The sequence below is a fragment of the Caproicibacter fermentans genome (genome assembly GCF_009746625.1).
In the GTDB taxonomy this organism is placed as follows: domain Bacteria; phylum Bacillota; class Clostridia; order Oscillospirales; family Acutalibacteraceae; genus Caproicibacter; species Caproicibacter fermentans.
Genome location: NZ_VWXL01000058.1, coordinates 74,626 through 86,897 on the forward strand (window position 1 = coordinate 74,626; position 12,272 = coordinate 86,897).

General features: G+C 51.0%; 11 protein-coding genes and 1 riboswitch. Of the genes, 6 read left to right on the plus strand and 5 right to left on the minus strand.

Translation table 11 applies throughout. The features are described from left to right. Positions 1-39: 39 nt before the first annotated feature. The 6 genes from fabF to CAFE_RS11050 all read left to right on the plus strand — a co-directional run bounded on the left by fabF (position 40) and on the right by CAFE_RS11050 (position 5,186). Positions 40-1,281, plus strand: a complete 1,242-nt coding sequence (fabF, locus tag CAFE_RS11025; protein WP_066644391.1) for a beta-ketoacyl-ACP synthase II — start codon at positions 40-42, stop codon at positions 1,279-1,281. Next, the gene (gene accB / locus CAFE_RS11030; RefSeq protein WP_207645026.1) at positions 1,278-1,712 is read left to right on the plus strand and encodes an acetyl-CoA carboxylase biotin carboxyl carrier protein; all 435 of its coding nucleotides are present in this window, start codon (positions 1,278-1,280) and stop codon (positions 1,710-1,712) included. Before fabF ends, accB begins: the two co-directional genes overlap by 4 nt. A 63-nt stretch (positions 1,713-1,775) precedes the next feature. Beyond that, the gene (locus CAFE_RS11035; RefSeq protein WP_066644394.1) at positions 1,776-2,201 is read left to right on the plus strand and encodes a 3-hydroxyacyl-ACP dehydratase FabZ family protein; all 426 of its coding nucleotides are present in this window, start codon (positions 1,776-1,778) and stop codon (positions 2,199-2,201) included. A gap of 2 nt (positions 2,202-2,203) precedes the next feature. Then, complete coding sequence (gene accC / locus CAFE_RS11040) at positions 2,204-3,544, plus strand: acetyl-CoA carboxylase biotin carboxylase subunit (protein ID WP_066644397.1); 1,341 nt, start codon at positions 2,204-2,206, stop codon at positions 3,542-3,544. Then, the gene (gene accD, locus CAFE_RS11045) at positions 3,541-4,410 is read left to right on the plus strand and encodes an acetyl-CoA carboxylase, carboxyltransferase subunit beta (RefSeq protein WP_066644399.1); all 870 of its coding nucleotides are present in this window, start codon (positions 3,541-3,543) and stop codon (positions 4,408-4,410) included. Before accC ends, accD begins: the two co-directional genes overlap by 4 nt. Then, positions 4,362-5,186 carry an acetyl-CoA carboxylase carboxyltransferase subunit alpha gene (locus CAFE_RS11050; protein WP_139104041.1) on the plus strand — a complete coding sequence of 275 codons (825 nt, stop codon included), beginning with the start codon at positions 4,362-4,364 and terminating at the stop codon, positions 5,184-5,186. Before accD ends, CAFE_RS11050 begins: the two co-directional genes overlap by 49 nt. Positions 5,187-5,360: 174 nt before the next feature. Here the strand turns inward: CAFE_RS11050 and CAFE_RS11055 are convergent, their stop codons facing one another. The 5 genes from CAFE_RS11055 to CAFE_RS11075 form a co-directional block, all read right to left on the minus strand. Continuing rightward, positions 5,361-7,034, minus strand: a complete 1,674-nt coding sequence (locus tag CAFE_RS11055; RefSeq protein ID WP_066644405.1) for a peptide ABC transporter substrate-binding protein — start codon at positions 7,032-7,034, stop codon at positions 5,361-5,363. A gap of 208 nt (positions 7,035-7,242) precedes the next feature. Beyond that, positions 7,243-8,211 carry an ABC transporter ATP-binding protein gene (locus CAFE_RS11060; RefSeq protein ID WP_156990684.1) on the minus strand — a complete coding sequence of 323 codons (969 nt, stop codon included), beginning with the start codon at positions 8,209-8,211 and terminating at the stop codon, positions 7,243-7,245. Continuing rightward, the gene (locus tag CAFE_RS11065; RefSeq protein ID WP_156990685.1) at positions 8,204-9,220 is read right to left on the minus strand and encodes an ABC transporter ATP-binding protein; all 1,017 of its coding nucleotides are present in this window, start codon (positions 9,218-9,220) and stop codon (positions 8,204-8,206) included. Before CAFE_RS11065 ends, CAFE_RS11060 begins: the two co-directional genes overlap by 8 nt. Then, complete coding sequence (locus CAFE_RS11070) at positions 9,217-10,272, minus strand: ABC transporter permease (protein ID WP_066644411.1); 1,056 nt, start codon at positions 10,270-10,272, stop codon at positions 9,217-9,219. Before CAFE_RS11070 ends, CAFE_RS11065 begins: the two co-directional genes overlap by 4 nt. 15 nt (positions 10,273-10,287) lie before the next feature. Beyond that, the gene (locus CAFE_RS11075) at positions 10,288-11,205 is read right to left on the minus strand and encodes an ABC transporter permease (RefSeq protein ID WP_166525116.1); all 918 of its coding nucleotides are present in this window, start codon (positions 11,203-11,205) and stop codon (positions 10,288-10,290) included. Positions 11,206-12,025: 820 nt separating this feature from the next. Beyond that, positions 12,026-12,125: riboswitch (TPP riboswitch) on the plus strand. Positions 12,126-12,272 lie beyond the last annotated feature (147 nt).

Genomic DNA, 12,272 nt, shown 5'->3' on the forward strand with positions numbered 1-12,272 from the left:
GAGAAAAATACACTGTTTGCCGAAAAAAGGAGTCTGAAGATGAGAAGAGTAGCCGTAACGGGACTCGGCGTGGTTTCCCCGGTCGGAAACCGTGTGGAGGATTTCTGGAACAGCCTGACGGCCGGAACTTGCGGCGTCGGGTTTATCACGAAATTTGACGCGTCCGATTATAAAGTGAAAATTGCCGCGGAGGTAAAGAACTTTGACCCCCTGTGCTGTATGGAAAAAAGCGATATCCGAAAGACGGACCTGTTTTCGCAGTTTGCTCTTTCCGCGGCGGATCAGGCTATGCAAGACAGCGGTTTGACCGGGGTTGATCCTCGCCGCCTCGGCGTTTATGTAGGCTCCGGAATCGGCGGCATCCACACGATTGTGGAAGAGACGGAAAAGCTTTTAAACAGGGGGCCTTCACGCATTTCCCCGTATTTCATTCCAAAGATGATCGGCAATATGGCGGCGGGAAATATTGCCATCCGCTATAACGCGCAGGGACCGTGCCTCCCTGTTGTTACGGCGTGCGCGACTTCATCCCATACGGTTGGAGAGGCTTTCCGTGCGATTCAATACGGTTACGCGGATGCGATTCTCGCCGGCGGAGCCGAAGCTTCGGTCGTCCCGCTTGCGGTTGCCGGATTCATCAACTGCATGGCCCTTTCCACGAAAAATGATCCGCTCAACAGCTCTATCCCATTCGACAAAAGAAGGGACGGTTTTGTCATCGGCGAAGGGGCGGGAATCCTGGTTCTGGAAGAGTATGAACACGCGGTGTCGCGCGGTGCGAAAATATATGCGGAAATTACCGGCTATGGCAACACCTGCGACGCATACCATCCGACCGCGCCGCATCCGGAGGCGCGGGGCGGCACGGAAGCGATCCGCCTTGCCGCGGAAGAATCCGGGATCGGTGAAAAAGATGTTCTCTATATTAACGCACACGGAACCGGGACGCCCCTCAATGACAAGATCGAAACGCTTGCCATTAAAAAGGCGCTTCCGGAGCTTGCGGAAAAGGCTTATGTCAGTTCCACAAAATCGATGACAGGACATATGCTGGGAGCGGCCGGTGCGGTCGAGGCTGTAGCGTCCGTACTGGCCCTTTCCACCGGAACGATTCCGCCGACCATTGGGTATCGTGAGCCCGACCCGGACTGCGATTTGAACTGCGTGCCCAATCAGGCGGTAAAGGCGCGGCCGACTTCCGCACTTTCCGTGTCTCTTGGATTCGGCGGTCATAACGCCTGCCTTGCATTTCGAAAAGGAATGGAGTTGAATCCGTCATGATGGATTTGGAACAGGTTCGCGCACTGGCTCAGATACTGCGAGAAAATGATCTGAGCGTTCTGGAGCTCAGCTGCGGAGAGGACAAAGTCAAATTGGAACGGCAGTCCGCCGTGCCCGCAATTCCTGCCGCGCCAGCAAACTCCGCGGCACAGATTCCGCCCGCGGCGGAATCGGCGGCGACCGGCGCGGCGCAGAATTACCGCGAAATCAAGTCGCCGATGGTCGGCGTGTTTTACGCCGCGCCGTCTCCGGACTCTGAACCCTTTGTAAAAGCGGGCAGCCGTGTAAAAAAAGGCGATGTTCTTTGTGTGATCGAAGCAATGAAGCTGATGAACGAGGTCAACGCCGAGCAGGAAGGAACAATTCAGGAAGTCTGCGTGGAAAACGGTCAGGTCGTCGAGTATGGGCAGACTCTTTTTAAAATCGTGTAAACCGGCGGAAACAGATCGTTCCCGCTGATAAAATAGAGCCGCAAAGGCGGAACGGAGGAGCCTATGAATCGTGAAGAGCTGATGAAAATAATGCCCCACAGGCCGCCGATGCTTCTGATTGACGAAGCGAAAAAGGGTGCGGATGGAAAAGCGCACGGAGTTTATACGGTGCGGGGCGACGAGTGGTTTTTGCGGGGACATTTTCCGGGGATGCCGATCGTCCCCGGAGTGATTCAATGCGAAATGCTGGCGCAGACCTGCTGTGTTTTGATAGGTGACGGGCAAAAGGGCAAAACTCCGATGTTTGTGGGAATTGATAAGGTTCGTTTCCGTGGGAATATTCTTCCCGGCGACCGAATTGAAATTGTTTGTGAAATATTGAAAACCAAAGGCCCGTTCTATTTTGCAAAGGGGTCCGGAACTGTGAACGGAAAGCTCTGTGTCAGCGGAGAATTTTCGTTTGCTCTGGTTCAGACGGGGGGCGAATAGGCTTGTTTTCAAAAATATTAATTGCCAACCGCGGGGAAATTGCCGTACGGGTGATACGAGCCTGCCGGGAAATGGGAATCTCGACGGTTGCGGTTTATTCGGAGGCGGACCGGGACGCTTTGCACGTCAGTCTGGCGGATGAATGCTACTGCATCGGTCCGGCAAGAGCGAAGGACAGCTATCTGAACATGAGTGCCGTCTTGTCGGCCGCGGCCGCAAGCGGCGCCCAGGCCATCCATCCCGGGTACGGGCTCTTGTCGGAAAATGCGGAATTTGCCCGTCTTTGCGAACAATGCGGGATTACATTTATCGGCCCTTCCCCCGAAGTCCTATTCAGAATGGGGGATAAGGACGAAGCAAAACGAACGATGAAAGCCGCGTCCGTTCCTGTGATTCCGGGTTCCGGTCTTGTGGAAAATCCGGAAGAGGCGAAACGGACCGCGGCTGAAATCGGGTACCCTCTGCTGATAAAAGCCCGCGCCGGCGGCGGAGGGCGCGGCATCAGACTGATTCAAAAGGAAGAAGAGTTTGACCGCGCGTTTTCCCAAGCGTCCGAGGAAGCCGCGAGCGCATTCGGCGACGGGGGAATGTACCTGGAAAAATACATGACCGGAGTCAAACATGTTGAAATGCAGGTGCTGTGCGATACATTCGGGAATATAATCTGCCTGGGCGAGCGGGACTGCTCCATGCAGAGGAAAAACCAGAAAATACTGGAGGAAAGTCCTTCGCCGGCCGTCTCAGGAAGCCAGAGGGAAAAGCTTTCTCAGCTGTGCGAGCGGGCAATGCGCGCGGTCGGCTACACCGGTGCGGGAACGGTTGAGTTCCTGATGGACCGGGACGGCCGTTTTTATTTTATGGAAATGAACACGCGCCTTCAGGTGGAGCATCCTGTGACAGAGATGGTAACCGGAATTGATCTGGTCAAATGGCAGATCCGCGTTGCCGCCGGCTTGCCTCTGGATTTTACCGCCGAAGAGGCTTCTTTGCGGGGGCATGCGATCGAATGCAGAATCAACGCGGAAAATCCAAAAGAAAATTTCCGGCCGGGCTGCGGCAAAGTTACGCTGCTGCATATTCCGGGAGGACCTTCGGTTCGGTTTGACACGGCTTTGTATCCTGATTACTCCGTACCTCCTTTTTATGATTCTATGATCGGGAAACTGATTGTTCACGCAAAAACACGGGAAGAGGCCATTCGCAAAATGCAGGCAGCCCTTTGCGAATTGGTCATAGAAGGCGTTGACCATAACGGAGAATTCCTGCTGGAACTGCTGCAGGAAGATGCTTTCCAGTCCGGCCGCTACACCACTTCCTATCTTGCCGAGCGGGGGAGCCTATGATACGCAGAGGAATTTTCAAACATCCGAAGAATGATCTGGAGGGAGAAATCAGAAGGGACCGGACTCCGGGCCCTTCTGTTCCGGAAGAGCTTTGTGTGACTTGCCCGACCTGCCGCAAAATGCTGTTTCGAGACGCGCTTGCAGAGAGCAGCTATGTTTGCCCGCACTGCGGCTGGCATTTTCGGATCAGCGCCAGGCGCAGGATTGAAATAACGGCGGATGAAGGTACGTTCCGGGAATTGAACACGAAAATCGTATCACGGAATATTCTGAGCTTTCCTGGATACGACGAAAAGCTGGAACAGGCAAGACGTTCGGAGTCCGGAAAGGATGAAGTGGTTTGCGGAACCTGCCGGATCGGCGGATTTACCAGCTGCGTTTTTGCAATGGAGCCTTCTTTCATGATGGGAAGCATGGGAACCGCGGTCGGGGAGAAAATCACCCGGCTGTTCGAATATGCCGCGGAACATCGTTTGCCCGTTGTTGGCTTTACGGTCTCAGGAGGCGCGCGTATGCAGGAAGGTATCCTTTCTTTAATGCAGATGGCAAAAACAAGCGGCGCGGTTCGGCGGCACAGTGAAGCCGGGCTTCTTTATGTTGCGGTTCTGACCAACCCCACCACGGGCGGCGTGACCGCCAGCTTTGCGATGGAGGCGGATATTATTTTGGCAGAGCCCGGCGCGCTGATCGGCTTTGCGGGACCGCGGGTCATCGAACAGACGATCCGCCAGAAATTGCCGCCGGGCTTTCAGCGGGCGGAGTTTTTGCTGGAAAAGGGTTTTGTAGACCAGATTTCCAACAGAAAAACGCAAAAAAGATTGCTCACAAGACTTCTGGAGTTTCACGCGGGAGGTGCGGACGAATGAACGCCTATGAAAAATTGCTGGCCGCCCGTGCCGACGGCCGCCCGACCGCAAAGAATTATATCGAAAGACTGTTTCAGAATTTCATCGAGCTTCACGGCGATCGCAGATATGGGGACGACAGCGCCGTAATTACGGGGATCGGGACCCTCGGCAGAATTCCGGTCACTGTAATCGGGATTGAAAAAGGACATGGCACCAAGGAAAAGGTCGCGCGGAATTTTGGCTCCGCTCATCCGGAGGGATACCGTAAGGCGCTGCGCCAAATGAAGCTTGCGGAGAAATTCAGACGCCCCGTCATCTGTCTGGTGGATACGTCCGGCGCGTATTGCGGCATTGGAGCGGAAGAGCGCGGGCAGGGTCAGGCGATTGCCGAAAATCTGATGGAGCTCATGGGGCTGAGAGTGCCCGTTGTTTCCATTCTGATCGGGGAAGGCGGCAGCGGGGGAGCGCTGGCGCTGGCGGTTGCCGACGAAGTCTGGATGCTGGAAAACGCCGTTTATTCCGTGATTTCACCGGAGGGCTGCGCCAGCATTCTGTGGAAGAATCCCAAAAGAGTTGGCGATGCGGCGGAATACCTGAAAATTACGGCACAGGACCTTTTGTCCATGAATGTCATCGACAGGATCATTCCGGAAGGAATCGGGTTTACCAAGACCTGCGCCTTTTTAAAGATACAGCTGATCCGAACGCTGAAGCGGAGCCGTGCTCTTACGGAAGAAGAGCTTGTAAGTCAAAGGTATGAAAAATTCCGGAGAATCGGCAGTGACTTTCAATAAAACGGCGGGCCCTCTGCAAGGGGGGGACTCGCCGCTTTAACCTGATCTGCCTTAGAAAAATATGCCGGTTCGGTGTTAATGCAGCCTGCTTACTTTATGGCCGTGAAAAAATCTCCCCAAAAGGCAAACGCCTTTTGGGGAGATTTCAGTTCAGTACCAAAAGTTAGAGCTAAATCAGCTTACTGTTGCATAAGTGAAAAGTTTATCGCCAAGAGAAGTTGTTACAATACCGGAAATATTTGTGTTTTGCAGGTACACATCGGTGTAGAAGTAGATCGGCGCAACCGCTGAATCCTGCATCAAAAGCTTTTCAGCGTCGTGCATCGCCTGCATACGGACCGTTTGGTCTCCGGTGGACTTTGCCTTTGCAATCAAAGCATCATAGTCCTTGTTTGACCAGTGGGGGTCATTATTGCCGGAACCGCTGATGAACGTATCCAGATACGAAATCGGGTCGATATAGTCGGCCAGCCAGCCGTCACGCGCGATGTCGTAGTTGCCTTTTTGGCGGCTGTCGATAAATACGGCCCATTCCTGCGCCGCAAGGGTGCAGTTGATGCCGAGTTCTTCCTTCCACATGTTCTGAAGAGCTTCGGCGACTGCCTTATGGGTGGAGTTAGTGTTGAAGGAGTATTCAAAGGACGGGAAACCCTTGCCGTCCGGATACCCGGCTTCGGAGAGGAGCTGCTTTGCCTTGGCTACGTTTGAATCGTAGTCGTCGTCCTTGACGGAGTAGAACCCGCCGCCGACTGTGCGGAAGTCTTTGGAGGTGTCGGCGTCGCCGATTCCAAGGGAGACAAACGCGTCGGCAGGAGTCTGGCCCTGCTTCGTGATGGTGTTGATAATATAATTACGGTCAATTGCGAGCGACAGCGCTTCGCGGACTTTCTGATTGTTAAACGGTGCTTTCTGGCAGTTAAACGCTACATAGTAAGTGCCAAGCTGGGCCATTGCGTGGTAATCCTTGGTCTGAGCCCATTTGGTCTGCTCGGAAACCGGATACGTGTCGGCAAACTGCAGCGCGCCGCTCTGGTAAGCCGCCTGAATCGCGGAGTCGTCGTCCATCAGCATGAACTTGATATTGTCGATTGTGACGGCGTCCTTATTGTAATAGGTGTCGCTTTTTTCGTCGACAATGCTTTCCTTGTGGTTCCAGGCCGTCATCTTATAGGCACCGTTGCCGATATAAGTTTTCGGGTCCTGAGTCCACTTGTCGTTGCCGTCCACGATGTCTTTGCGCAAAGGGTAGAACATCGGGCGGGAGAGGAGCTGCTCGAAATAAGCGCAGGGTGCGTTCAGTGTGATGACCAGATGAGTGTCGTCAGTCGCCTTGATTCCAAGACTGGTTACGTCCTTGTTCTTGCCGGTGTAAATATCCGTTCCGTTCTTTACCGGGTCAAACATGTAGCTGTACTCGGAAGCGGTTTTCGGGTCGACGCAGCGCTGCCATGCATAGACAAAGTCCTGCGCGGTGACGGTTTTGCCGTCCTGCCATTTAATGTCGTCGCGCAGCGTGACGTTATAGGTCAGTCCGTCGTCGCTCACCTTGATATCCTTCGCCTGTCCGTTGACGATCTTGCCGTCTTTATCCAGCTTGGTCAGACCTTCAAAGCAGTGCTGGATGTAAATGCCGCCATCGACCGCGGTATTCAGATCCGGGTCGATGGAATCCGGTTCCGTACCTACGTGCACCGTCAATGATTTGGATTTTGATGTGGAAGTGGACGCCGTGCCGGACGCCGTCTGCGAGGCCGCACCGGACGAAGCCGACGCACCGCCGCCGCATCCGGTGAAAGCCGTCGCAATCATCGCCGCGGCAAGCACCGAACACAATAACTTTCTTGTCATAAACTTTCCCTCCGTTTTACAATTTGAAATACGCATTTATGCCAAGTCCTGTTGTGAGAAAACAGTCCGCCCTAAGAATAAAACAGTATCATGCCGAAAGGCAAAGTAAGAGAAAATTAAAAAAGAGAAAATTGCTTTTGGCACTGCGGAATCAATCCTTTGCCCATGGCGGATTGTCTGATCGTCTCAAACAAGACTGAATGCCCAATTAAATCTCCTGAATTCTATGGCACGCGGCAAAGTGGCCGGGTTCATACTCCTTCATTTCGGGAACCGCTTCGGCACATTCCGGAACCGCATAGGGGCAACGGGTGCGGAAACGGCAGCCGGTCGGCGGATGAAGCGGACTTGGAATGTCGCCTTCCAGCACAATCCTCTGTTTTTCGCGGCTCGATTTCGGATCCGGAACCGGAATTGCCGAAAGAAGACTTTTTGTATACGGGTGAAGCGGGTTTGAATAGAGAGTCTTACTGTCTGTCAGCTCCACCAATTTGCCCAGGTACATCACGCCGATGCGGTTGCTGATGTGTTTGACAACGGCAAGATCATGCGCGATGAAAAGGTAAGTCAGACCCAACTCTTGCTGAAGATCTTCAAACATATTAATCACCTGCGCCTGAATCGAAACATCCAACGCGGAGATCGGCTCATCGCAGACGATAAATTCAGGGTTCACCGCAAGCGCTCGCGCAATGCCGATCCTCTGGCGCTGACCGCCGGAAAATTCATGAGGATAGCGGTTTGCGTGCTCGCTGTTCAGCCCGACTCGGTTGAGCAGAGCCAGAATTTTTTCCTTGCGCTCCGCTTTTGAAGAAGCAAGATTGTGAATGTCGATTGCCTCGCCGACAATATCGCCGACCGTCATGCGGGCATCCAGAGAAGCATAGGGATCCTGAAACACAATCTGCATCTTTCTGCGGTACGGCTTGAAATCAACGTGCGTTACATCGACACCGTCGTAAATGATTTTTCCGTCGGTAGGCTCATAAAGCCTTAAAATCGTACGTCCTGTCGTTGTTTTGCCGCATCCGCTTTCACCAACCAGGCCTAATGTTTCGCCGCGGTTGATAAAAAAGCTGACGTCGTCGACCGCCTGTACATAGCCTTTGCTGAAAGTGCCTGTTTTAACAGGAAAGTATTGTTTCAAATTTTGGATTTCCAGCAATTTATCACTCATCGCCGTTTGCTCCTTCCTGTTTTTCCAGCAGCGCTTTCTGATTCAGCCAGCAGGCGCTTTTATGGGTTTCAGAATGCTGTATGAATTCCGGCATTTGTCTGAGACAGATCTTCATGCAGGATTCGCAGCGTGGGGCGAACGGACATCCCGCTGGAGGATTGAGCAAATCAACCGGCGTTCCCTCGATGGGAATCAACCGTTCGTGAGTCGTCTCGTTAATCTTTGGAATAGAGCGGAGCAGGCCGTTGGTATAGCAGTGCTTCGGCTCATAAAAAATTTCGTCTGTGGTTCCAATTTCTACGATTTTCCCGGCGTACATGACCGCAATTCGGTCGCATACATCGGAAACGACGCCGAGGTCGTGCGTAATCAGCATAACGGACATTCCGATTTTCTTTTTCAGGTCGACCATCAATTCCATAATCTGAGCCTGAATGGTTACGTCCAACGCTGTGGTTGGTTCATCGGCGATCAGCAGCTTTGGCTCGCAGGCCAGCGCCATGGCAATCATGACGCGCTGACGCATGCCGCCGGAAAATTCATGAGGATATTGCTTCAGCCGTTTTTCAGGCTCGTTGACGCCGACCAGATTCAGCAGTTCAATCGCCCGTTGGCGGCGTTGCGCCCGGTTTTTACTGGTGTGCAGCCGAAGCATTTCTTCCAGCTGATTCCCGATGGTAAAAACGGGATTCAGAGAAGTCATCGGGTCCTGAAAGATCAGGCTGACTTCTTTTCCGCGGATTTTGCGAAATTCCTTTTCGGGGAGCTTTTCAATCTGATGACCGTTAAAGTTTACGCTGCCGCCGACAATTCTGCCCGGGCGGTCGACCAGACCCGTCAGAGTGTAGGCGGAAACGCTTTTACCGCTTCCGGATTCACCGACAATGCCCAAAACCTCGCCGTAATCCATCGTATAGGTTACCCCGTTTACCGCTTTGACTTCACCGGCAGGGGTGAAAAAAGATACTTTTAGATCATTAATATCAAGCAAATGTTCTTGTTTCATCATTTATTCTCCTTCAGTTTTGGATCAAACGCATCCCGCAGGCCGTCGCCGAACAGATTGAAGGAGAGGATAACCAAACTGATGGCAACCGCCGGCGCCACAAGCAGGTACGTGTACGATTCCATGCCGCCGATGGCATCGGAAGCGAGGGAACCAAGGCTTGCCATGGGGTTCATAACGCCGAGTCCAAGGAAGCTTAGGAATGCCTCCGTAAAAATCGCCCTTGGAATTTCCAGTGTCGCGGTAACAATCAGAACGCTGATACAGTTTGGAATCAAATGCTTAATAATGATTCGGCTGTTAGAGGCGCCAAGCGCGTGAGCGGCTGTTACGAACTCCTGCTCTTTCAGAGCCATGATTTGCCCGCGGATGATTCTTGCCATGTTGGTCCAGTACAACAGACTGAATGTCAAAAAGATACTGACCATCGGCACACCCATTGCCTGAAGCCAGCCAAGCGACGGATGAGCGTCGAACAAATTGGTCAGCGGTGCTTTCAGCGTAACCTGAAGAAGGATAATCGTCAGCATATCCGGAATCGAATAGATCACGTCGACGATTCTCATCATCACCAGATCGACCACGCCGCCGAAAAAGCCGGAAATTGCGCCATAGACAGTCCCGATCAGTAAAACCAGCATGCTGGCGATGATTCCGACCAGCAGCGAAATCTTAGTGCCCATCATCAGCCGGATCACCATATCGCGGCCGTGCATATCCGTACCCAGAAAATGCGGGAAAACGCTTTGCCCCGCCGAAATGGCTTTCAGCTCTTTCGCGGAATACTGCATGGGGTGCAAAAATTCACTTCCGCGAATTTGCTGGTCGTAAGCGTAAGGATAAAACGAGGGAGCGACAAAAGCGAAAAGAATCGCGATAATAATCACAACGAAAGCAGCCATTGCCACCTTATTATGTGTCAGCCTGCGCCAAGCATCCTTCCAAAATGTCGTGCTCTCTCTCATAATAATCAGTTGCTGTTTTTCCTCATCCGCCGCAGGAAGAAAATCCTCCGCGTTCAAATGAAGGGAAAACGGGTTTTTAAAAGCTTCCATTTCCATGTCCTCCCTTTACTGAAGTGTAATGCGCGGATCAATCAGCTTGTAACTAAGATCGACCACTAAGTTCATCAGGACAATGAGGACGGCAAGGAAAATGGTCGTGCTCATTACCAACGGATAATCGCGGGCAGTGATGCACTGAATAAATTCACGCCCAAGTCCGGGAATATTAAATACGGTTTCCACGACGAAACTGCCTGTTACTGTATAAGCGATCATTGGGCCGAGGTAGGTAATAACCGGAAGCACTGCGTTGCGCAGGGCATGCTTGAACAGCAGAAGGGACTTTCCGACGCCCTTTGATTTTGCCGTACGGATATAGTCCTGATCCAGAGCGTCCAGCATGCCGGAACGCATCAGCCTTGTAATATATGACATCGGATAAAACGCAAGGGTGGCACACGGCATGATAAAGGCCGTGACAGAATGCAGGCCCATGGTCGGCAGCCAGCGAAGCTTTACCCCGAAAACCAGCATTAGAAAAGCAGCCATGACAAAACTTGGAACCGCGATTCCAAGCGTTGAGACTACCATAAGCAGCCGATCCCAGAACCTGCCTCTGTTAAGCGCCGAAACAGAGCCCATAAAGACCCCCAAGATGACCGCGACCAAAATGGAAATGCCGCCGAGCTTGGCGGAAATTGGAAAAGCTGTAAAGATAATATCATCTGCGGAACGGCCCTTTTGTTTTAACGAGTCGCCTAAATCGCCCGTAATCAGTTTTCCCATGTAATTCAGATACTGCTGGGGAAGAGGCTTGTCAAGTCCGTATTTTACATTCAGCGCCTTTACGGTTTCCGGCGGAATGTTCTTTTCACTCAGAAATGGCCCGCCAGGTATCAAATTCATTAAAGTAAATGTGATAATAGATATGAAAAAAATTGTCAGTAAGGCATAACCGATTCGTTTAATGGCATATGCTCCCAAAATATATCCCCCTTTTTTCCTTTTATTTATTAGAAACGGCAGGTACATTCTTCGCTGAATGTGCCCGCCGCTTTAATAAATCTTCATGGCTAGAATATTACGGTAATTAATAAATATTCATTGCTAGAATTTTTATAAAAACGCACCGAAAATGCCCAATGCGTGAATTTTCCGAGCATTTCGAATGCATGATGTGCATTATGTAACGGCAAACCGTTCCAAATGTATGAGAACTGGCCTATCGAGTCGCAATAGGCAAGGCATCAAATTTTAACTTCAATACTTAATGTATGGAATTGCTTGGCTGCTGAAAACCCATACTGTTGTCCTCTTTTTTGAGAGGGTATCCTTCTCCCGGTCTCTTGACCACTCCCCATGTTTCATTAAGTAATTTGTTTCTTTGAAGCTTACCGGATTTGCATCATGAAAGATTAAAAATGCCTAATGCTAAAAGTATTTATGAATTTAAATAAAAGTATAGTTTAACATCCTTTGATTGTCAAGGACGAATTTAAGCCAAAAACCGTCTTCATTTTGTCCCATTCTGAATAATTCCAGCAAGAATGAAATAATATTCACTAACCGATGGAAGATTTAAACAGTTATTTTTGAAACCGCTAAAATTCTTTTTTTCTGTAAATAGTAAAGGCTGTGCCTTTGCAAATAAATGGACGCTTATTTGCGCTTAACTTCAGAAAAAGCTGCATATGACAAAATATGCCAAAAAATCTGAATATAACAATAAGTATTTATTGAATTTGCAATGCATAAACTTTAATAAAAATTAAATTGACAGAAAACTTGGAAAAAGATATAATAAATTGAAAACGGGGGGAACTCACTCTGAGTTGAGAAGGTAAAACCTGACCCTTTGAACCTGTCGGTTAACACCGGAGTAGGGAACGTGAAATTGTTTGATCGGCGTTCGCCTCTTTTGGCGGGCGCCTTTTTAATTGAATATCGCGGGGGGACTCATATAGAGTTGAGAAGGTAAAACCTGACCCTTTGAACCTGTCAGTTAACGCTGTTGTAGGGAGCAAAGAGAAAATAACCCGCCGGTTTCGGTG